Origin of the sequence: Thermaurantimonas sp. (assembly GCF_046299575.1) — a bacterium.
Taxonomy (GTDB): Bacteria; Bacteroidota; Bacteroidia; order Flavobacteriales; family Schleiferiaceae; genus Thermaurantimonas.
Genome location: NZ_JBKBHX010000006.1, coordinates 16,176 through 38,733, shown reverse-complemented (window position 1 = coordinate 38,733; position 22,558 = coordinate 16,176). Strand labels below are relative to the sequence as shown.

At 40.1% G+C, this 22,558-nt stretch carries 14 protein-coding genes; 6 read left to right on the top strand and 8 right to left on the bottom strand.

Going from position 1 to position 22,558, the window contains the following annotated elements:
* Positions 1-28 precede the first annotated feature (28 nt).
* The 3 genes from ACK4EX_RS08670 (at position 29) to ACK4EX_RS08660 (ending at position 3,185) form a co-directional block, all read left to right on the top strand.
* Entirely contained in the window at positions 29-802 is a 774-nt protein-coding gene (locus tag ACK4EX_RS08670; RefSeq protein WP_409771843.1) for an MbnP family protein, read from the top strand.
* 109 nt (positions 803-911) lie between these two features.
* Entirely contained in the window at positions 912-1,910 is a 999-nt protein-coding gene (gene pdhA / locus ACK4EX_RS08665; protein ID WP_409771840.1) for a pyruvate dehydrogenase (acetyl-transferring) E1 component subunit alpha, read from the top strand.
* Positions 1,911-1,919: 9 nt separating this feature from the next.
* Positions 1,920-3,185, top strand: a complete 1,266-nt coding sequence (locus ACK4EX_RS08660) for a pyruvate dehydrogenase complex dihydrolipoamide acetyltransferase (protein ID WP_409771837.1) — start codon at positions 1,920-1,922, stop codon at positions 3,183-3,185.
* Positions 3,186-3,436: 251 nt separating this feature from the next.
* Here the strand turns inward: ACK4EX_RS08660 and recQ are convergent, their stop codons facing one another.
* The 7 genes from recQ to rpe form a co-directional block, all read right to left on the bottom strand.
* On the bottom strand, positions 3,437-5,623 hold the full coding sequence (gene recQ / locus ACK4EX_RS08655; RefSeq protein ID WP_409771835.1) for a DNA helicase RecQ: 2,187 nt from the start codon (positions 5,621-5,623) through the stop codon (positions 3,437-3,439).
* Positions 5,624-6,032: 409 nt separating this feature from the next.
* Positions 6,033-6,830 (bottom strand): DUF3050 domain-containing protein, encoded by a 798-nt coding sequence (locus tag ACK4EX_RS08650; RefSeq protein WP_409771833.1) that lies wholly within the window; start codon positions 6,828-6,830, stop codon positions 6,033-6,035.
* A gap of 145 nt (positions 6,831-6,975) precedes the next feature.
* The gene (locus ACK4EX_RS08645) at positions 6,976-8,703 is read right to left on the bottom strand and encodes a DUF6029 family protein (protein WP_409771830.1); all 1,728 of its coding nucleotides are present in this window, start codon (positions 8,701-8,703) and stop codon (positions 6,976-6,978) included.
* 94 nt (positions 8,704-8,797) lie between these two features.
* Entirely contained in the window at positions 8,798-11,173 is a 2,376-nt protein-coding gene (locus ACK4EX_RS08640; RefSeq protein ID WP_409771828.1) for a M1 family metallopeptidase, read from the bottom strand.
* A gap of 17 nt (positions 11,174-11,190) precedes the next feature.
* On the bottom strand, positions 11,191-12,456 hold the full coding sequence (locus ACK4EX_RS08635; protein WP_409771826.1) for a dihydroorotase: 1,266 nt from the start codon (positions 12,454-12,456) through the stop codon (positions 11,191-11,193).
* Complete coding sequence (locus tag ACK4EX_RS08630) at positions 12,453-14,405, bottom strand: BatA domain-containing protein (protein WP_409771824.1); 1,953 nt, start codon at positions 14,403-14,405, stop codon at positions 12,453-12,455. The genes ACK4EX_RS08635 and ACK4EX_RS08630 overlap by 4 nt, the downstream gene beginning before the upstream one ends.
* Entirely contained in the window at positions 14,402-15,052 is a 651-nt protein-coding gene (gene rpe / locus ACK4EX_RS08625; RefSeq protein ID WP_409771822.1) for a ribulose-phosphate 3-epimerase, read from the bottom strand. Before rpe ends, ACK4EX_RS08630 begins: the two co-directional genes overlap by 4 nt.
* A 186-nt stretch (positions 15,053-15,238) precedes the next feature.
* On the opposite strand from rpe, the gene ACK4EX_RS08620 reads away from it, so the two are divergent.
* From ACK4EX_RS08620 to ACK4EX_RS08610, 3 genes are all read left to right on the top strand, one after another.
* Positions 15,239-15,445 (top strand): heavy-metal-associated domain-containing protein, encoded by a 207-nt coding sequence (locus ACK4EX_RS08620; protein WP_409771821.1) that lies wholly within the window; start codon positions 15,239-15,241, stop codon positions 15,443-15,445.
* Positions 15,442-16,815, top strand: a complete 1,374-nt coding sequence (gene hisS / locus ACK4EX_RS08615; protein ID WP_409771819.1) for a histidine--tRNA ligase — start codon at positions 15,442-15,444, stop codon at positions 16,813-16,815. Before ACK4EX_RS08620 ends, hisS begins: the two co-directional genes overlap by 4 nt.
* A gap of 259 nt (positions 16,816-17,074) precedes the next feature.
* Entirely contained in the window at positions 17,075-20,455 is a 3,381-nt protein-coding gene (locus ACK4EX_RS08610) for a gliding motility-associated C-terminal domain-containing protein (protein WP_409771817.1), read from the top strand.
* A gap of 857 nt (positions 20,456-21,312) precedes the next feature.
* Here the strand turns inward: ACK4EX_RS08610 and tnpA are convergent.
* Positions 21,313-21,813: an IS200/IS605 family transposase gene (tnpA, locus tag ACK4EX_RS08605; RefSeq protein ID WP_409771814.1), complete on the bottom strand. Its 501-nt coding sequence runs from the start codon at positions 21,811-21,813 to the stop codon at positions 21,313-21,315.
* Positions 21,814-22,558 lie beyond the last annotated feature (745 nt).

Sequence of the window (22,558 nt, the reverse complement as noted above, 5' to 3'; positions counted from 1 at the left end):
AAGAAAATGTGAACTAAATACTGCAACAGTGAAGCCTTTAAAAAAAAGAATTATCTCTTGCAAGTCAACACTTCCGATTTTGCTGGTCATTTTACAGGCTTTTGCTTGTCAAAAATTAAATGATTCACAACCATTGACCAACCCTGCAGAAAAAAATCTGTTCATTCAATTTCAACACAAAATCGATCAATTTTCTATTCGCAAAAATCAAGACGTTCAACTCTCAGATGGACGAAGGTTAAGGTTTCAATACATCCGCCACATTTTTACGAATATTTACTTAATAAACGAACAAGGCGACACTGTTTATCCTTCACTTCGTCGAGTCTTGATTCGAGAAAATGAGACAGAATATGCTCTGGGAAAAGTGCTCTTGCCAACTGGCCAGTGGAAGATGTACTTGCTCTACGGTGTTGATTCTTTGACCAACAAGACCATCCAACCGTCAATGGTGGAAAATGCAGGTGACCCATTGGCACCACAGTTTCCATCAATGTACTGGACTTGGGAAAGCGGTTATCTTTTCACCCGAATCGAGGCTCTTGCCGATACTTCACGAGTTCCATCGGGCCAGCTCAATGGATTTGTGGACTATCATCTTGGTAAGACCGGTTTGGCGAGGTGGATTGGGCCTTTTGAAGTGCGTGTAAATAACGAAAAAGCTACAATTAATCTCAATTGCGATCTTCAGCCAGCCTTCCAATCAATAATATGGCCTGAAGAGTTTAGTTCCCATACATTTGAAAATGTGGCTCTCGCTGAAAAAATCCTGAACCACATTGCTCAAAATATCAAAGAGTAACAAAGTACATTAAAAGTGTAAAAAGTACACTTTTAAAAGTCTTTTCCTTTAAAATTTGACATAGATTTATACCTTAGCTGCATATTTTTGCCCGGTTAAAGTATCAGATATGCCCAAAAAGCCCATAACTAAGGAAACCTACCTTAAGTGGTACGAAGACATGCTGTTTTGGAGAAAATTTGAAGACAAGGCAGCGGCACTCTACATTCAGCAGAAAATCAGAGGATTTTTACATTTATATAACGGCCAAGAAGCTGTGTTGGCAGGCTGTCTCTATGCCATGGAGCCCGGCGATCGCATGATTACGGGCTACCGAAATCACGTGCAGCCTATAGGTATGGGGGTCGACCCCCGCACCGTAATGGCTGAATTGCTTGGCAAAAAGACAGGCTGCAGCAAGGGAAACGGCGGTTCGATGCACATGTTTTCTAAAGAGCACAACTTTTTTGGCGGCCACGGTATTGTTGGTGGACAGATTCCTCTGGGTGCCGGAATAGCCTTTGCCGATAAATATTTAGGACGTCCACATGTGACACTCACCTTTATGGGCGATGGAGCTGTGCGTCAGGGTTCTTTGCACGAAACGCTAAACATGGCCATGATGTGGAGCTTGCCGGTTGTTTTCATAGTCGAAAACAATGGCTATGCAATGGGTACCTCAGTAGAGCGCTCAGCTAATCACACCGAAATTTGGAAACTCGGTCTCGGCTATGAAATGCCCTGCTGGCAGGTAAATGGCATGAACCCCGTAGATGTGTATGAAGGCGTATGGGAGGCTGTGGACAATGCACGCGCCGGCAAAGGACCATCGTTTATCGAAATAAAAACCTATCGCTACAAGGGTCACTCAATGAGCGACGCCCAGCACTATCGCACTAAAGAAGAAGTTGCTGAGTACATGAAAATAGACCCAATTACGCAAGTTCTTAACGTTATAAAAGAAAATAACTGGGCAACTGATTCAGAAATACATGCCATAGATGAGCGGGTAAAGGACCTCGTAAACGAGTGTGTGGAATTTGCTGAGAAAAGCCCTTATCCGGAGCCCGAACAACTTTATGAAGATGTGTATGTTCAAAAAGACTATCCATTCATAAACATTCAATAAAAACTACTGATGGCTGAAATAGTAACCATGCCAAGGCTAAGCGATACCATGACAGAGGGTACAGTAGCCAAATGGCATAAAAAAGTAGGAGATAAAGTAAAAGAAGGTGATATACTGGCCGAAATCGAAACAGATAAGGCCACCATGGAATTTGAATCCTTTCAAGAGGGCGTACTCCTCTATATCGGCGTAGAGGAAGGCGGATCTGCACCAGTCGATAGTATCTTGGCCATTCTCGGCCACGAAGGAGAAGATATTTCTTCACTCATCAGCGGAGGGGCTTCAAAAGAAACAGTAGCTAAAGCCGAAATGCCAAAAGAAGAAAAACCCGATCCGCAAAAGTTAGATACCGACGATATCACTGAAGAAGTAGAAACAAATGGCCGAAGAATAAAAATATCGCCCCTTGCACGCCGATTGGCAAAAGAAAAAGGTATTGATATCACACAAGTAAAAGGCACAGGAGAGGGTGGTCGCATCGTAAAAAGAGACATCGAAAACTTCAAGCCCAGTGTAGTGATCGAAAAACCTGCGAAAGAAGAAGTAGTGCGGCCTGCCGTGCAGGAAGCTCCATCAGTACCAGCTGCGGCAAGTGTTACATATACCGAAGAGCCAGTTTCACAAATGCGAAAAACCATTGCTCGTCGACTGGCCGAGAGCAAGTTCAGCGCTCCGCATTTCTACTTAACTGTTGAGATCGATATGGACAAAGCAGTAGAAGTGCGCAAGATGCTCAACGAGATCTCGGACGTCAAGATATCCTTTAACGACCTTGTGATTAAGGCGGCAGCTCTTGCACTCAAGAAGCATCCAAAAATCAACTCCTCCTGGCTCGGTGATCGCATTCGTTATAATCACGACATTAACATTGGTGTTGCCGTTGCCGTAGAAGAAGGTTTGCTTGTACCCGTAATTCGCCATGCCGACCAAAAAGGACTCAGCACTATAGCTGCTCAGGTAAGAGAATTTGCTCAAAAAGCTAAAGATAAAAAACTACAACCCGCTGATTGGGAGGGCAATACATTCACCATCTCAAATCTGGGCATGTTTGGCATAGATGAATTCACAGCCATCATCAATCCACCAGACGCCTGTATCATGGCCGTGGGTGGCATTAAACAAGTTCCTGTAGTGAAAAATGGTGAAATCAAAGTTGGTCACGTAATGAAAGTAACCTTGAGCTGCGATCATCGCGTAGTGGATGGAGCTACAGGTGCTGCGTTTTTGCAGACATTTAAGTCTCTGATCGAAGACCCGATGAAGATGATTCTATAAATTATAACTGTATCTAAAAAACAAAACCCGGCTCACGAGAGTCGGGTTTTTTGTTTGAAATATTAAAGAGTTGTGCCATCTTTTGTGGTAAAAGCTTTCTGTGTTGGTTAATACTTGAACTGTATTTTTTCACACCACATTAAAACTTTTACATTCACGGGTAAATGTAAATAGAAAATAGCCCCAACACATGTGCCTAACATATTACTGCTTAAAAGTCTAAGGGCTTTAAATTGTCTAAAGCCAGGTTTTTAATTTGCAACCTCGCTCATAAACTTGATGCGTACCATGCGAAGCTCCTCTTCTGAGTATTCTCCATCGAATTCTTTGTAAGCTTCTTCAATGGAATCGGATTCAGCTTCCATAAAGTAGTCAAAAATTTCTTCGATCTGGTCTTCGTCGAGCTTTTGGTCGAGATAATAATTAATATTAATTCGGGTTCCAGAGTTGACGATGCCTTCAATTTCATCAAGCAACTCTTCCATAGTTAGCCCTTTTGCTTTGGCGATATCGTCAAGTGCCACTTTACGGTCAGTCGATTGAATAATGAACACTTTCAGGCTCGACTTATTGACCACTGACTTTACAACGAAATCGTCGGGTTTTTCGATATCATTTTCTTTTACATACTTGGCGATCAGGTCAACAAAGGGTTGTCCAAATTTCTTTGCTTTTCCTTCGCCTACGCCAGGTATGTTCTTAAGTTCTTCGAGGGTAGTGGGGTAGTGGAGTGCCATTTCATTCAGTGTACTTTCCTGAAAGACCGCGTATGGTGGTACGCCTTTCTTTTTTGCCTCACTTTTGGTGAGGTCTTTCAGCATTTTAAAAAGTACTTCGTCAAAGGCTGTGGCACTTTTTCCAGCGAGAATTACATCGTCGTCGTCATCAGTGATGCCTTCGAAGTTGGTGTCTTCCGCCATTAAGAATGGCTGCGGATATTCAATGAATTTTCTGCCTTCGGGCGTAATTTTTAAGATACCGTAAGTTTCAATTTCTTTTTCAAGCAGTCCGTTGACAATGCATTGGCGAATCACGCTGTTCCAATAGTGTTCGCTCTTGTCAGCACCTTCGTTAAATTGTTCGTATTCTTCTACTTTATACGAACGCAACTGTTGATTGAGCTGACCTTTGAGAATGGCAACGATCTGGGGTGCTTTAAAGCGATTTTGACCAGATACAACTGTCTCGAGCACGAGTTTTACATCTTCCTGAGCGTCGAATTTTTCCTTCGGATTACGGCAGTTGTCGCACATATTGTTGCACTTATCCTCAGGAAATTCTTCGCCAAAGTATTTGAGTAGGTACCTGCGACGGCAGCCTGAGGTTTCAGCATAAGCGATGGTCTCTGCTATGAGTTGTTTACCGATTTCCAATTCGGCAACGGGTTTTCCGGCCATCAGCTTTTCCATCTTTTCGAGGTCCTGGTAAGCGTAGAAAGCTATACAGTTTCCTTCGCCACCATCGCGACCTGCACGCCCTGTCTCCTGGTAGTAGCTTTCCAATGACTTTGGCATATCGTAATGGATCACAAAGCGCACATCCGGCTTGTCGATTCCCATACCAAAAGCAATGGTGGCCACGATCACATCTACTTCTTCCATCAGGAAGGCATCTTGGTGCTTAGCACGTGTATTGCTGTCGAGGCCGGCATGGTAGGGCAGTGCTTTAATGCCATTTACTTGCAAGGTTTGGGCGAGTTCTTCTACTTTTTTACGGCTCATACAATATATGATGCCGCTTTTGCCCGGATTGTTTTTTATATATTTTATGATCTCTTTTTCTGTATTTACCTTGGGACGAATCTCGTAGTAAAGGTTTTCGCGGTTAAAAGATGATTTAAACACTGCCGCATTTTCCATCCCAAGGTTTTTTTGAATATCGCTTTGTACTTTAGGAGTAGCAGTAGCGGTAAGGGCGATGATGGGGCGCTTTCCGATTTTGTTCATGATCGAGCGCAGATTGCGGTACTCGGGTCTGAAGTCGTGTCCCCATTCCGAAATACAGTGCGCTTCATCAATGGCATAGAAGCTGATTTTTACTGTTTTTAAGAATTCAATATTCTCATCTTTAGTAAGACTTTCGGGTGCTACATAAAGCATCTTGGTGATACCCGCCGTAATGTCGTCTTTTACTTGCTGAATCTCTTTTTTTGTGAGCGATGAGTTGAGCACATGTGCTACCCCATTTTCGGTAGAAAATCCCCGCATTGAGTCCACTTGGTTCTTCATCAGGGCGATCAGTGGCGATACGATGATGGCTGTACCTTCGCTCATTAAAGCAGGTAATTGATAGCACAGCGACTTTCCTCCGCCAGTAGGCATGATAACAAAGGTGTCGTTGCCCTCTAACAAACTTTTGATTACTGCCTCCTGATTTCCCTTAAAGGTATTGAATCCAAAGAACTTCTTCAGGTTCTCTACTAACGATGTGTTACTCATTTTCCTCAGCGTATGTATCTGTAAAGATAATCGAATTTTTCTGCGTTAAACAATGATTAGTTGAATTTTAAACGGTTTTCGAAAAAAGGATTGCAAAACTAAAAATTTGATTCTTAAAGATTTTAAAATATTTCTGCTATCATTATAGGCCTAAGCTCATGACCTACCCGCTATTGCTTGTTCCAAATTTTTCTTTTTTACAATTCCATCACCAGCTTACAAGTTTTATCACAACTTCACAAGTGATGGACAAAATTGCCTGATAAGCCCATTATCCACCTGAACTTATTTTCGATTTAATTTTTAAGAAAAATGAATCAGTGATAGGTTTTTTGAATTTGATTCGTTCAAAACTCCTTGAAAAATACTATTAAGAAGTGCTTGAATAATTATTTGATGTTGCAGTAATTCATTCAAATTTTACACTTTCGGAACCTATACATTGATAAACTCCATCCCAGAGCTTTTTTCGCATTTTCAGCGCTTTCACTACAGCCTCTTGTGCCTCAGTCCATTTTAACTGATCATCTTCACACAACTGAGAAGTCATTTCTAGAGCCAAATGGCTGTGATGACCACCGTCTACTTCGATATGCCGATCGATATAGTACTTAAAGCGAGAAACTTCCTGAGGGAATTTATTTTGCAATTCTTGAATAATTGACAAGAACATGTCAGGTATCAAATCTTCTCTGCCAAAAGTGAACACTGCTGATAGCACATGAATCTTACCACTTCGAATAATTTCAAATGTATAGCGCACAAAATCTGCTGCCTCTGAAGGTGCATCGGCAGATGCAAGCGCTTCTTCTACTTTTTTGCCTTTTTTCAAAAAATCGATAAATCGATTAACGGTGGTCATATCGGCGCCTGCTTGCTTCATGGCATCCAAATACATTTCGAAGTGGCTTTTTCGCACACCTTCAAGGTCAATATCGCTCTCTTCGCCCACTACAATCTCATTGATTAGGTAGCGCGTGTTGGCATCACCCACGGGCAGCCAGGGTACAGAGGTACAGGTCAACTGGTTTTGGAGCGCTTTGAGCAGCGACATAAAGTCCCAGACGGCATACACATGGTACTCCATAAAAGTGCGCAAATCATCTAAAGAATGAATGGACGAATATGCAGGGTGATGAATAATCTCATTGCGAAGTGGTTCGATAGCCAGTTGAAGTGCTGTAATTTTTCTGCTCGTTGAATTCATTTTAAAAACTAAACATCAAATTAATTGTCCTCAATATGACGGCTTATAAACAGTGAATGTTTGTGAATTTAAATGCTTTCAATCCTAAAAACTTGCTAATTTATCGAAACTGAAAAGTCAAGGTTAGTTATCGAACACAAATCCTTTAAAAATTGGAAGTTACGGTAAGGGTGACTCCATTGCTTGGTGGAACTACCCGACAGATACCTCCTACGCAGAAAATACCTCGCATCTGCCTACCGTAGTTGAGTTGAAAGCGGGTTGTATTAAGTGTGTATCCAACAGAACCGAGGGTATAATGCAGGCGATCAGCCGGATTGGGATTTCCGTAGTTCCAGGAATTCTGTATGGCTACAAACCAATGGGGCGACACGCTATATTCGGCCAGTGCCATCAACCAGTCACCTCTATCCTGGCGGGTAAACATTCCTTGCAGTTCAGTACGTAAGCTGTGTCCTGGCCGAATTTTGTAAAGTGTTTCAAGCACGAAAGCATTGATATATACCAACTTTTGATAACCGCGCTGGATGATTTCGGCGTCTGTTACACCTTTTTCTAAGACCTCTTGGTTGTATACAAAGTTGTAGTAAGTAAATGTAGTCTTAAGGCTGCGGCTTATTGTCTTTCGTATTTCAATGTTTAAGTCTTTAAAATAAGTAATTGGACCTCTCTGAAAGGGATTTGAAACAAAACCTTTAGTGCCTGCCCAAGTGCAGTCGATTACCTCTCCCGGATTTACTGTGCTGAAGATGGGTCGTTTAGCCACAAACTGGCGGTCAATAGAAGAAATGTCGGAATAATTGATGGCTATCGTGGTTCCATACTTACCGCCAAGAGTAGTGCCTTTCTTGAAATTATAGGAAAGGTCGATTTGGAAGCCCATTTCACCATTAGGCTGAACGGCGTTAGGATATAAGGCCGGGAGGGTATAAGTGTGAAGTTTGGTAGTAGGTGGTAAAAAGTTGATTTGAGCATCGATGAGCGAAGCGTTTCGGTCTGATCGAAAGCTCATGTTTTCAATGCGTTTAGCAGTAACCATGAGGCTAAGACCTTTTTTTGCGTACGTAAGAGTTGACAAAAAGCCATTTCCTTGGCGGTAAATAAATCCATTGTCAAACGAAGGATCGTTGATTTTCCAAACAAATTCGGTATTCCATCCAAATTCACCGCGCTGCAACGTAAATCTACCGCCAGAAGCTCCAACATTTTCTGGCAGGTTGAGCACAGGATCAGCGGCTCTTTGAAATTTGCTTACAAAAGAAGCTCCGACAGATAGCAGCCACGCGGAGTTTTCCATACCGGGCAGAGCTTCGTTCAAATTAATTTCGGCATCTACGCCCCTTACAATTCCTTCAGCTTTGGTGAAATATAGCCTTTGGCGGCCTATTACGCCTTTTAAGTGAAAGCCTTTTGCGGGTTTATAGCGCAAGCGCAAACCGTCAATGGCATTGTCGAGCCCTAAGCCACGCTCCTCAAATGACCTGAAAATCATTCCGCTGCCAAACTGCTCATAGTAATTTCCAACAGTGATATCCAATCCATCTTTCTCAAATCGGATAAATCGAAATGGAATACCTTCACCTCTATAACCCTCGGGAAGACCCAGCAGATTGTTTTGATAATTTTCATATCTCAATCCAGCGGAAAAGCTGCCTTGTGTAAAGATGAAGTTTGCAAAACCGGCGGCTAACAGTCGTTCTCTTGGAAAAAATTCACCGGTTGGGTCGATTGCCTTATCTCTAAAGTAGTACTGAACATCTGTTTGAAAATTGCCGTGCAATTCTCCTTTCTGCGATTCTTGCTTGCTTTGAGCTGAAATGCGTACGTGCAGTACCAACAGTATATATATTGCAAAAGCGTAATTTTTTTTCAATGCTATGTTTTTTTACAAATGTATTTTAAAATGAATATGGAACATGATACAATTATAATTCTATTTTGACCCGAAAAACAAAATCATTTTTATTTTATTCCAATAGCTTTTCTGCTTTTTTTACTTTCCATTCTGGCCAAAATTTTTTAAAGTTTTTCAATTCTTCTTCTATCCACTTTCTTTCGCTTTTTTCAGTTATGTTCTTCAAATATTGCGACGCTGACTGTGCTAAATTTCTATCGTAGTGTCCTAAAGCATGTACACATAGCTTTACCAATTTTTCGCTTCTGTAATTTACTCTGCCTAAATAGTTGATGGCTTGTGCGCGAACAAAGCCCATATAAGTAGTTTCAGCAAATTCAGCTACCGCTTCATACGACGTTTGATTTTTGAGCATATTTGCTTCTGCAATGGCTATTTGCAGCCGTTCGTTTTGTGTGGTAAATGTTTTTGGAACATCTATTGTCTCTTTATAAATATTTATCTTTTCGGGTTTAATATTTATTAGTCGTGCATAGACCAAAACCTTTAAAAGTTGATTTTCAGTTTTGGCAAAATCGAGCAATTCATCTTCCGTTCTACCCTTCCAGAATGCTACATCTGTGTATCGCAATGCTGCCACTTTTACTCGATCGTTTTGAAATTTTCGGAAGAAGTTCCACACCTCAGGTCGCATTACATTCCTGCTAAATGCGTTAATCCAGTGTTCTAAAACAATCGGATTTTCTTCGTTTTTTATATAATCGAGATCCGAATTTGAAAAATTTTTGACATTCAACGTATATGTAAAAAATCGATCGTAAGGTTGCTCAGCATGTCTTACAATGTTTTGATTAGGATCAAAAATTTCAGTCCATTCAATTAATTGAATTTTTCCAGGGTCTGGATTAACCATTAAGACACTTTCATCGACCTTCAATGGAATAAATAAAGTATCTCTTTTTGACCGAATTTCAACCGGAATTTTATACTGTCTTTTGGTTGTTTTAATTTCGATATCAAAAAACAATCGAAATGTTTTAGCACTATCGGGTTTATATATATTTTCCTGAGAAAAATGAAGTACAAGTCTTTTTGATTTTTTATCGCTTTCTTCTTTCCAATTAAGCGAAATTTTAGGCATTCCTGATCCATAAATCCATTGATTCCAAAACCATTGTAAGTCGCGTCCGGTAACCTCGTGAAAGGCATACAGAAGATCTTCGGAGTGTACATTCCGAAAGCGATGTCTTTCCAAAAACACGCGCAGTGATTCATAAAAAGCTTCATCGCCTACCAGTTGACGCAACATGTGCAGCACTACTCCCCCTTTCTGATAGTGGCGGGCTGTACCTGCTTCAGAATGAGCCAATGGCAAGTTGTTTTGCTCTTCTTGAAACTTTACACGCATTATAGCTTGTCGCACTTTTGACGAAAACGCAAAATCGCCCTCTGTCCATTGGGTAGAAAGTAAGTCAAAATACGTCGCAAAGCTTTCATGAAGCCAATGATGACGTGCGCTCCAGGCAGTTATAAGATTACCAAACCATTGATGGGCCATTTCGTGAGCATTCACAAAATGGTAATTTCGATAATCCTCGGTAGCGGGTTCACTAATCAGATTTTCACCAAAAATTACGGCTCCGGTATTTTCCATTGCCCCGTAGATGAAGTCCACTACTGGAACCTGGCGGTATGGTCCAGGCCATGGATAGTGAACTTTGAGCAACTTTTGAAAGTTGTTCATAAATAAATGGCTGTACCGGAAGGTAGATGCAGCTGAGTTTGGAACATCTGGATAGGTGAACTCTTCAAACTCGATTTCGCCATTTTCTTGTTTCAGCATAGTTTTATATGGCAGGTAATCACCTATGGCGAGCATTACCAGATAGCCAGAATGTGGCCTATCTTGCAGGTAGTGCCAACGTATTTTGGCTCCGAGGGTGTCAACGCGAATAAGTTTTCCGTTAGAGATTACTCGAAACTGCTTTTCAAAGAGAACGATTACTTCAGTGGTGAGTTTGTCATGTTGTTCGTCATAGTAGGGTATCCAGTGCCTGTGGTCGATTCCCTGGCCTTGCGTCCAGATTTGCTTTCTGCCTTTACCGGTCGGGTCGTCCCAGCCGGTAAAATAAATTCCTTTTTCAGGGAAGGCTGAATAGTTGATTTCTAAAATATTCGCTTTATCCCTGTAGAGCTTTTGAGGCATAATGGCTATTCCAGAATCGCTTGACGTGTAACGAACCTTTTGTCCATTTAAAGTCAACGAATTAATAGAGAAGCGAATAGCATCTATCCAAATGCTGTCATTTGATCTGTAAAGTGGAGAAAAGGTAATAGTTGATTTTCCGATTACTCGACCTATTGCTGGTTCAAATTCGACCTCGAGTTGCAAATGATGCATGTCGATGGTGCGCTCCCTTGGTGCCCAGCGTGGATCGATTGGCACACATAGAGTGCTGTTTTGTGCATATAATATACTGCTAGTCAAAAAAATGCAAAGGCAGTTTAAAAGACTTCTATGCATTGATTTTTTGTAATTAGATATTCGATTTTTCCTTTGAGTTTTTTATTGAAAAACGGTGAATTTACACTACAAAACTCTTTAAAATCTTCTTTATTCCATACAAAATCTTCTTCTAGATTAACTAAAATAAAATTTTCTTTTATATCAGAATTTAAACCTAAAATTTTTGCTGGATTTTTATGAAGTTTATCGATTAATATATCTACGGAAAAAATGTTCGATTCAATCAAAGTTGGAAATACAAAAGGCAATGTAAACATGCCATAAGAAGCCTTGTCAAATTCACATACTTTTTCTTCGTATGTTCGGGGTTGATGGTCGGCAGCTATTGCATCAATGGTTCCATCTTTTACTGCTTCAATGAGCGCTTGTCTGATTTTTTCGTCTCTCAGTGGCGGATCGGTTTTATAATTGGAATCAAAATTTTCGAGCATTTCATCTGTCAATAGCAAATGATAAAAATTGACATCTGCAGTAATGGGTAATCCTTCAGATTTAGCCATTCGAATGAGGTTAATACTTTCTATGGTAGAAATAGATTGAAAGTGTACACGGCAACCGGTGTATCGAACCAAGTCGATGTCTCTTTTGAGTCCGATCGATTCGGCGATGGTGGGCAATCCTTTTAATCCTAGTCTTGTAGAAACTACGCCTTCGTGTACCATGCCATATCGTAGCAAATCGCTATCACCGGGTGTTAATAAAAGTGTCACATTCAATTGTTGGGCATATTGCATGGACAGGAGCAAAAGTTTTGAGTTTCTAATGCGATTTTTGTAGTCAGTGAATGCTACTGAACCTGCTGACTTCATATCATACATTTCAGCCAGTTCCTTGCCTTCTAAATTTTTAGATATGGCTCCTATTGAGAGTAGATTGTTTACAGCATTTGAAGCTAATTTTTGCTGAAATTCGATGAGCTGTCGGCTGTCAGCTACAGGTTGAGATGAGGGCATCCCTGCCAGGTGTGTAAATCCTCCGAGCGCAGCTAAATGAAGCGTTTGAAGGATGTTTTCTCGATCTTCCCGTCCAGGTTGATTAATTTCTGAATGAAGATCTATTAAACCCGGTAATAAGGATAGATGATTTCCTTCAATTCTCTGAATATTTTCGTCAATTTCACTTCCTGAAGGCAATATTTTTATTTCATTTATCCTAATTAAGATATCACATTGCTTTTTATAGAGAGAATGATCAGGTACACGGTTAAATACCGAAGTAATAACTTTTTCAAAAACTTTTTTCATTTTAAAAATCTAATTAATAATAACTCCGTAATAAAAAACAGTAATGCTGCCAGAGTGAAGAGATACCAAAGATCAGAACGAAAGAAGCTTATTTTTGATAAAGATGTTAAATCCTCTGATAACGGTATTTTTATCCATGATTTTTTTAAGAATAAACTGTCTATTTCTGTATCGATGTAACAATCGCTCCTTAAGTTTCTGAGATCGAAATTAAAGGCTAACTTATCTAATTCCTGATTAAAAAATTGTATGCTGTATATGCCATTTTCAATTACATCTCTTCCAAAAAACAGTTGAATTTCGTTGCCTTTACGTCTTTGGAAAGGTATAATTTCTTTGCCTGAAGGAGAGAAAATTTTTATCGGCTCATCCTTGTTGGACTCAGGTACTGAGTATTGAAAAATATAATCAGTACCTGCATAATAATACATTGAATATCGTTGTGTATTTCGATGGATGAAGTTGTACATCATTGGATTAAAAATTGTGTGATAGATCAAATTTGAATTTTCTGGAGCGATGGAACCTGCAAAGATGTATAAATCGCCATTGTAAGTGATTTTTCCAAAAAGTGTAGTGCCATCAAGTGTGTAGAGAATAGGGGTAATTCCTGTGCTTTTCAGTAAAAAATATTTATTAAAATAGGGTAGGTCAGGTAAGTCAATTTCTTGTACAAAAACATTAAAGAAAAGTAAATCGTTGTAATTTAACTTATCAGTTTGTACAAATTTCTTTTCAGATGGATGTATTAAAACATCAAATCGCTGTAAAAATCTATTGTATGAAGGCATATCAACTTCTTCATTTGGACATAGAAGCAATCGTCCGTTTTCTCTCAAAAATGTTTGTAAGGCAGTGGCTAACTGTTCTGGAATTTCTTTAATATTTAATAAAATAACTAATTTAAAATCCTTGAGAATTTCTGGTCTTATTTCTCTAACAGTTTTGTAAGTAATCTCTGCAGTATATGCCGTAGTAAATTTTGTTTTTAAGGCTTCTGACAAACCTTGATTTTCTGCAATTACAAGTACTTTTTTCGGCTTGTGAAGAGGATGTGTGAAGTAGAATCTAAAGATGGAATTCTGATGACTTTCAGGTTCTATGAATCCGAAAGTATTTTCTATTGATTTTGGAAAGGAAAACGATAACTTTTTTGAGTTCTCTTTCTCTGGTATGAGGTTAAATAATACTTTCTTGCTGTTTCCTAATACGTACGAAGATTGTTGGTAGATCGAAGCTTCGATCATATCTGTACCAGGAATTGACCAAATGGAATCGATGATTTCTAAATTTCCAGTGTTGAGAGCTTCTAGTTTAATCGGAATACATAGGCCAGACAATTCATTTAGATTATCAGCTCTTTTCAAATAATCGCTCAGTAGAAAAATTGCAGGTGGTATTTGTTCATTCTTTATCGTTTTTTCTATGCTATTGGCTATTTCTTTCCATGTAGGTATGTGAGGAAAAGGTTCTATTTGATCAACATACTTCAATGCATCGTCTTTTCGATAAAAAGTTTCGGTTGCATTGTTATTCGTTTGGATTGTCAACTTTTTAAAAGATCCTAAATTGTTGATTGCACTTTTCAAAGAATTACGCAAATAAAGCAAACGACTTTTATCATCATTCTTCAAATAAAATCCTGGATGATTATCTACATAAATCAATATATTTTCAGCGTTTTTATATGAAGAACCGTTAAGTGAATTTTCACTGAAATAAGGAAGCGAAAAACCTAACACCAGTGCTGAAATACCCAAAATTCTCGAAATGAGTATAAATAGGTGTTTTAAATTTTTAATCTTTTTTTGTTCAACTTGCGTTTGCTCTAGAAAAAACGTTTGAGTAAAAACAATTTTCTTATATTTTCTGAAGCGAAAAAAATGAATAATTATGGGTATCAGAAGAAGTAAAAAAGTCCATAAAAAATAGGGCTTTTCAAAACTCATTTGCAATATTTCAGACTTTTTATTGTTTCTATCGGATTGCTTGATGAAAATACGAAATTACCAGCCACCAACACATCTGCACCTGTATCGATAAGTTTAGATGCATTTGTGAGATTCACTCCACCATCTATTTCGATCAGAAAATTCGTTTGAGATGATTGCCTTAATTCTGCTAATTTTTCAATTTTTTTATAGGTGTTTTCTATAAATTTTTGTCCGCCAAAGCCGGGGTTAACGCTCATTAGGCAAACTAGGTCAATATCGGCTAATACTTCCTCAAGATGGTGTACCGGTGTGTGCGGGTTTAAAGCAACGCCTGCTTTCATACCAGACTGTTTTATTGCATGTAGCGTACGGTGCAGGTGTGTAGAGGCTTCGTAATGAACCGTAAGGATATCTGCACCTGCTTGTTTAAATGCTTCGATATAACGCTCCGGTTGCACTATCATAAGATGCACGTCGAAGGGTTTATTAGATAACTTTTTAAGTTGCTCAATGACAGGCATTCCAAACGTAAGATTCGGTACAAATACTCCGTCCATTACATCTAGATGAAACCAATCGGCTTCAGACCTGTTAAGCATATCGGCTGCATCTGCCAGTCTGGTAAAATCTGCTGACAAAAGTGAAGGGGCAACCAGGGGCATGAAGTTTTTTCTGCAAACTTAGGAATACACAGTCATTTTTTTCCTTTTATGCCATGAGCACTTGATCAATTATATTTTAAACGTTTGATATTGATTATATTAATAACATTGTAAAACGATTTTAAAAGCATTTTGAGCAAAAGAGATTATGTGATTCATACTTTCGCATGTCTGATTTTTGCAACTATGGAAGTAAAATTTAAAACAACTTTGAAATGCCAGGGATGTGTCGACAAGGTAGCCGACGATTTGACCAGGGAATTTGGTTCAGAGAATTGGAGCGTTGATCTGACAACTAATCCAAAAATATTGGTTGTTAATTCCGATAGTGCAGATAAAGCGATCGAAATACTTGAAAACAGAGGATATAAAGCAGAAAAAGTAGCTGAATGAGTAAAATAAAGCCAGCGTTGGTTCAGGGTACCAGAGATCTGGGCCCTGAATTGATGTATAAACGAAATTATGTAGTTTCCATTATTAAAGAAGTTTTTGAGAAATATGCCTTCCAGCCATTGGAAACTCCGGCTATGGAGCGTCTGGATACTTTGACCGGAAAATATGGTGAAGAAGGAGATCGATTGATTTTCAGAATCTTAAATTCTGGAGATTTTAAAAAAGAAGTTTCTCCCGACGTCTGGCAAATGGCTGAAAGCAACACTTTGGCTGGTTTGATTTGCGAAAAGGCTTTGCGCTATGATCTTACGGTACCTTTTGCCCGATTTGTTGCTATGAACAGGCATGCGATTGCATTGCCATTTAAGCGCTATCAGATACAACCGGTGTGGAGGGCCGATCGCCCACAGAAGGGAAGATTTCGCGAATTTTATCAGTGCGATGCTGATGTAGTAGGTAGTACAAGCCTGTGGCAGGAAGTGGAATTGGCACTTATTTATGCCGAAGTCTTCGAAAAATTGAAGTTACCTGTGCGCATTCGGCTTAATAGCCGAAAATTGCTGAACTCCGTAGCGCATAATGCCGGAGCAGGGGAGAGGTTTGGAATTTTCATTACAATACTTGACAAATTAGATAAAATTGGCTGTCAGGCTGTTGTGAATGAATGGCTTAATGCTGGATTCGACCATAACGGTGTTAGTAACCTAAGTAGCTGGATTTTTGATGAAAATATAAATTTATATAAGGTTGAAAATCAATTAGGCACTAGTAATGAGGGGCTTAAGGAAGTGCAATTTGTTTTTGAGAAAGTTAAAAGTCTTAATCCGGATGCTCCTATACAATTTGACCCTACGTTGGCGAGAGGACTTGATTACTACACCGGCTGCATTTTCGAAGTAGTAGCCGAAGGGGTAGCCGTTGGCTCCATTGGTGGAGGAGGCCGGTACGACAATCTGACGGGCATCTTTGGCGTTGAGGGTATTCCTGGAGTGGGAATCTCTTTTGGATTGGATCGCATTCTTCTGGCATTGGAGGAAAGAGGAATGTCAGCATTTGCTCAGGTTTCCAAAGCTCGTGTGATGGTCACCGGACTGTCGGACGACGACATGCCTTTTGCAGCCGAAGTTGCTTATGCTTTTCGAAAGGCTGAAATTGCAACAGAACTCTATCCGGTAGCCACAAAGCTTAAAAAATCGCTTGAATATGCAAATAAGACCGCTATTCCCTTTGTTGCCATAGTTGGTGAAGACGAACGAAACCAGCGATCTTTTACACTTAAAAACCTTAAGACCGGAGAACAAAACGCAATAGCCCTTGCTCACGACACAGAATGGATTCAGGTGCTCTCAGCCGTCGAAAATGAATTTTGATTAAATGTATATACACAAAAATTGCGTTAGATGGATTAAGTTTGATTTTTTTATTTTTTAATTGTTTAGCTTTCTTAAAAATAAGTATCAAAACTTAATTGCAATACCTTTGTGTAATATAATTCTATAAGCTATTAGCATGAATATCAGATCGTTTTCGAATTCAATTCGATTTCTGATCCTCCCTTTTTTCTTTTTTCTTATTAGCTCTTTGTATTCGGTTGGGCAAGAAAATCTTTTTCAACACGAATTTTTTATTTTGAAAGATGAAGGGCAATATGCTAAAGGCATAAAACAAACCGAACCGACTTTTTTTATCAAGGGAAATGGAGCCATAATGGCACTAACGGCTCGGCGATGGATCTGGTATTATACTGGCGATTCTCTTGAAAACAGGCGTTTTACTTCTTCAATGACCTTTCTAGGTGCCAATCCTAATGCCAAAATCGAAGATGAGGGCATTGGTGAATACTTCGAGCGCCACTATACTGTGCATGATGACGGAAGACCTATATACAGTGTGAGAAAACTGCGGGTATGTGGTCTGTATCCGGGTATTGATCTCGAAATGTTTGCCGGTGAGGCTGGCTTGCGTTACGAATTTTTGGTACAGCCGGGAGCCGATGTTTCTAAGATTCAAATGGAATTCAGCAGCGATCTCAGCCTAAGTATTAACAGTGACGGAATTTACCTAGCAAAATCGACTTTGATTTCCATTACTGATGAAACTCCTTATATCGTAATGCCTGACGGCAGCAAGTTGGCCTGCAGATTTGAAAAAAGGGGTAGCTTCATTGGTTTATCTTTTGATAGGAGAACAGAAAAATTACTTGCTCAGGCTAACCAACCTCTTCGTATTGATCCACAGATTGTTTGGAGTACGTATTACAGAGGGATTGCAGCTGATCAAATTATGTCAGTAAGCATCGATTCATCTCGAAATGTATTAGCATTAGGTCAGACTTTTTCTACCTCAGATATAGCATCACCTGGTTCACATCAGTCAACCTTTGGAGGTGGTATCTCCGATGCATTTCTGGTAAAATTTGATCGATGTGGCAGAAGGCTTTGGGCCACGTATTACGGAGGCAATGGCGGAGAAAATGCCGGAAAAGTCTCCTCCGATCTTCTCGACAATATATACATCAGTGGAACTACCAATTCTACTTCAAACATCTCCACTCCTGGGTCTCACCAGCAGAATTTTGGAGGTATGAGAGATGGTTTTTTGGTTAAATTCAATAAAAACGGCGTTCGTCTCTGGGGGACCTATTATGGCGGAACAAACATCGAAGGCAGTGCTGTGATAGCGGTGAATCACACTGGTACACGGGTGTTGCTTGTAGGAGCTACTCAGTCTGCAACAAATATTTCGACTCCAGGCAGCTTTAAACCAGTTTATTCGGGCACAGGCTCAGATGACGGATACTTTGTTATGTTTGATAGCAGTGGAACACGATTGTTCGGTTCATACTTCGGTGGCACGGCTGCTGATGAGATCACCTCTGCTTCTTTTGACGCTTTGGGTAATTTTTACATTGTAGGTTTTACCAGTTCAGCTTCAGAGATAGCTTCACCTAACGCATACGATGGTTCATATGCAGGGATGCAGCCCGATGGATTCTTTGCAAAATTTACATCTACCGGCGCTCGAATTTACTCTTCTTACTATGGGGGTAACTTGCTTGACAGAATTCAGGATGTAGCGGTAAGAAATAATTTAATGTATTTCTGTGGGGTGACTGAAAGCCCTACAAGCATATCTACTCCAGGAAGTTTTCAACCAAACATTAGTGCCGCAGGAGTTCAAAACGGTTTTCTAGTACAATTTGATACAAATGGTACTACCCGCAATTGGGGAACGTATTATGGAGCTCAAACAATTTTAAATGGCGTTACCACTGATTTATCGGGTAATGTGTTTTTCGTGGGTACTACCTCAGGTACCAACCTTGCCACGCCAGGTGCTTTTTCAACCACGCTCAGCGGAATAAGCGATTTGATTGTAGGAAGGTTTGCCACCAATGGTACCCGCACCTGGGCAAGTTATTATGGCGGCCCTCAACAGGAAGGTTCAATATCATCCATAGTTTTTGGTTTTAATAACACCATTTTAATCGCCGGCACTACAAACGGAATCCATAATGTTCTTGGAATTTTTGGCTTTTACAATAACTCTCAAGGCTCACAGAGTGGTGTGATAGCGAGATTTTTTGCTACTCCACTGCATCTCGAAGTACGAGCAGTGAGCAAGATTAACCTTTGTCCGGAAGAAAGTTTTACAGTGGCATTCATTGGGGGTGGTTTTGGAACTCCGACGACTGTTTTTGCAGAAATTTCGGATACAAATTACTCTTTTATATCGCCCATCACAGTGGGTCAGATCGGAAGCTATAGTACTGGTGCAAGTACCATTACTTGTTCTCTGCCAAAAACACTAAATGCAGGAAAATATTTAGTTCGGATACGTTCTCAATCGCCGGCTTTTAATTCAGTTCATTTTTGCGATACCCTTACACTTCTAGCAAATGGAATCATGCAGCTTCAAAAAACAAAAGACACCCTTTGTGATGGAGATAGCGACACCCTGCGCATATCAAATTATACTTCCGGTGCCATCACTTGGTTCCAAAATGGTGCACAGATCTCGGGTGCTAACCAACCAAAATTATTTGTTTCACAACCCGGAGTTTATCGTGCCACAGTAAATGTCAATGGCTGTATTATTAACACGGATACCGTAACTTTATATCAAGGTGGTAATGTGAACATTACCTGGACATCGTTTCCTGTAGTTTGTGTGAATTCACCGCCTTTTGCCCTGACGCAGGCAAGCCCTTCAGGTGGCACATACAGTGGTCCTGGAGTATCGAATAACGAGTTTAATCCGGCTGTTGCTGGTGTCGGAAAACACCCGATTAAATATACCATCAATTCTACACTTGGAAACTGTCCTACAGTATCTTATGACACATTAGAGGTTTTCCCAACTTATAGCCAGACTCTTACAGGATCTATTTGTCAGGGAGAGACCATCACCTTGCCTGATGGACAGGTAGTGAGTCAGGCTGGTACATATACGGTCAATTTGAAAACGATTAACAATTGCGACAGTACACTGATTTACATCATTTCTGCTCTACCACCAACAGGCGATCTACTGCCTCCAGATACCAATCTGTGTGAAGGACAGACCATTACGCTTAATCCGGGATTTTTTCAGTCCTATCAATGGAATACAGGAGATACCACACCCACTATCACTGTGTCAGAGAGAGGGCTGTATAAAGTGACGGTTCGTGATGCACTTGGTTGTATTTACACAGATAGTATATTGGTGACAAACAATTGCTCACCGGTAGTCTTTGTTCCCAATGCTTTCTCGCCCAACGATGACCGCCGAAACGATCGATTCAAGGTGGCTGTTAGTCAGTTTATCACCTACTTCGAATTGATGATCTTTAACCGCTGGGGTGAACTGGTATTTCAGACCTTCACAGCCGACTTTGAATGGGATGGAACATATCAGGGACAGAAATTACCTCAGGGAAACTATCCTTACCGTATTATTTATGAATACGAAATTGGCGGTAATCGCTACCGGAAGCAGGAATATGGGTCAATTAACATTGTACGCTAATTGAGGCCCCATCCGTAGGTATGCCACAATTTTGTCACCTGAAATGTTGGCAAGTTTCGCTCCTAACAGAGCTATTGCTATTGTTTTTGACGATTTTCGGCTATTAACCTTCGGCTGCTCTGCAGCCGTTTAAATTGCTTCTATCAGATCAATAGGTTAAAAAATTTGCTCCGTAGGAGCAATAGGTTAATAGAAAAATCATTGCAATCCCACACAGCTCCGTAGGAGCGATACCCCTTGTGTTTCAATGTTTCGCTCCTAACGGAGCTATTGCGATTGTTTTCACGTTTCAGGCTATTGACCTTTGGCTGCGATGCAGCCGTTTAACTTGCTTCTATCAGATCAATAGGTCAAAAAATTAGCTCCGTAGGAGCGACATGTTAATAGAAAAATCATTGCAATCCCACACAGCTCCGTAGGAGCGATACCCCTTGTGTTTCAATGTTTCGCTCCTAACGGAGCTATTGCGGTTTGTATTGATGTTTATGCTATTAACCTTGGGCTGCGCTGCAGCCTTTTGAATTGCTTCTATTAGAGCAATAGGAAAATAAATCAGCTCCGTAGGAGCGATACCCCTCGTGTTTCAATGTTTCGCTCCTGAAGGAGCTATTGTGCTTTTGATTTAACGTTATTTGCTATTAACCTTAGGCTGCAATGCAGCCTTATTCATTTGCCCCGTAAATACAATAGGTTTATAATTCCAGCTCCGTAGGAGCAAAAGGTTAATAGAAAAATCATCGCAATGCCACACAGCTCCGTAGGAGCGTCACCCATTAATTTTATCGTTTCAGGCTATTAACCTTCGGCTGCGCTGCAGCCTTGTCAATTTGCTCCGTAGGAGCAATAGGTTAATAGACCTACGCAATATCATTATTATTCTCCAGCTCCGTAGGAGCGACACCCACGTCATCAAAAATATAATTAGGATCAAAATCAATTTTGTAAGCATTTAAAAAAGCAATGTATTCTTCCTTAAACGTTTTCTTCTTGTGATGTTCCTCTTGATTAAGTATGTATGTGACAACTCTTTGAACTTGTGATTGTCCGATTGTGAAAGCTCCAAAACCGTTCTGCCATTCAAATTTCCCTCTAACTAATTTATTTTCATTTATCCATTTGGAAGAGTTTGATTTGATATCTCGTACTAAATCTGACAGTTTACAATCAGGCATTATTCCAATTAAAAGATGCACATGATCGGGCATGCCATTAATAATCATTAGTTTTTGATTTTTATTGGTAATTATGCCGGTGATGTACTGATAGAGCCTTTCTTTCCATTTTTCGGAAATAAGATTAGCTCTGCCTTTAACGGCAAAAACCACATGAACATATAGCTGCGTGTATGTATTGGCCATAAATTGAATCGTATATCTTTCTTAATAGTGTTGGCTTGCCAATTTAAGCTTTTTTTATATAATAAATATTCAGCTGCGATGCAGCCTTATTCATTTGCCCTGTAGATACAATAGGTCAATAAATCAGCTCCGTAGGAGCAAAAGGTTAATAGAAAATTCATCGCAATCCCACGCAGCTCCATAGGAGCGATACCCATGTGTTTCAATGTTTCGCTCCTGACGGAGCTATTGCGGTTTGTATTGATGTTTATGCTATTAACCTTTGGCTGCGATGCAGCCTTTTCAATTTGCTACGTAGGAGCAAAAGGTTAATAGAAAATTCATCGCAATCCCACGCAGCTCCATAGGAGCGATACCCCTTGTGTTTCAATGTTTCGCTCCTAACGGAGCTATTGCGGTTTGTATTGATGTTTATGCTATTAACCTTGGGCTGCGCTGCAGCCGTTTAACTTGCTTCTATCAGATCAATAGGTCAAAAAATTAGCTCCGTAGGAGCGACATGTTAATAGAAAAATCATTGCAATCCCACACAGCTCCGTAGGAGCGATACCCATGTGTTTCAATGTTTCGCTCCTGACGGAGCTATTGCGATTGTTTTCACGTTTCAGGCTATTGACCTTTGGCTGCGATGCAGCCGTTTAACTTGCTTCTATCAGATCAATAGGTTAAAAAATTAGCTCCGTAGGAGCGACATGTTAATAGAAAAATCATTGCAATCCCACACAGCTCCGTAGGAGCGATACCC

Bases quoted from the DNA above. Each gene is read 5' to 3' on its own strand.
- rpe (WP_409771822.1), bottom strand. From the start codon at position 15,052: ATGCCCCTGGTTGCCCCTTCACTTTTGTCAGCAGATTTTACCAGACTG.
- ACK4EX_RS08650 (WP_409771833.1), bottom strand. From the start codon at position 6,830: ATGAATTCAACGAGCAGAAAAATTACAGCACTTCAACTGGCTATCGAA.
- hisS (WP_409771819.1), top strand. From the start codon at position 15,442: ATGAGTAAAATAAAGCCAGCGTTGGTTCAGGGTACCAGAGATCTGGGC.
- recQ (WP_409771835.1), bottom strand. From the start codon at position 5,623: ATGAGTAACACATCGTTAGTAGAGAACCTGAAGAAGTTCTTTGGATTC.
- ACK4EX_RS08620 (WP_409771821.1), top strand. From the start codon at position 15,239: ATGGAAGTAAAATTTAAAACAACTTTGAAATGCCAGGGATGTGTCGAC.
- ACK4EX_RS08630 (WP_409771824.1), bottom strand. From the start codon at position 14,405: ATGAGTTTTGAAAAGCCCTATTTTTTATGGACTTTTTTACTTCTTCTG.
- ACK4EX_RS08660 (WP_409771837.1), top strand. From the start codon at position 1,920: ATGGCTGAAATAGTAACCATGCCAAGGCTAAGCGATACCATGACAGAG.
- ACK4EX_RS08635 (WP_409771826.1), bottom strand. From the start codon at position 12,456: ATGAAAAAAGTTTTTGAAAAAGTTATTACTTCGGTATTTAACCGTGTA.
- pdhA (WP_409771840.1), top strand. From the start codon at position 912: ATGCCCAAAAAGCCCATAACTAAGGAAACCTACCTTAAGTGGTACGAA.
- tnpA (WP_409771814.1), bottom strand. From the start codon at position 21,813: ATGGCCAATACATACACGCAGCTATATGTTCATGTGGTTTTTGCCGTT.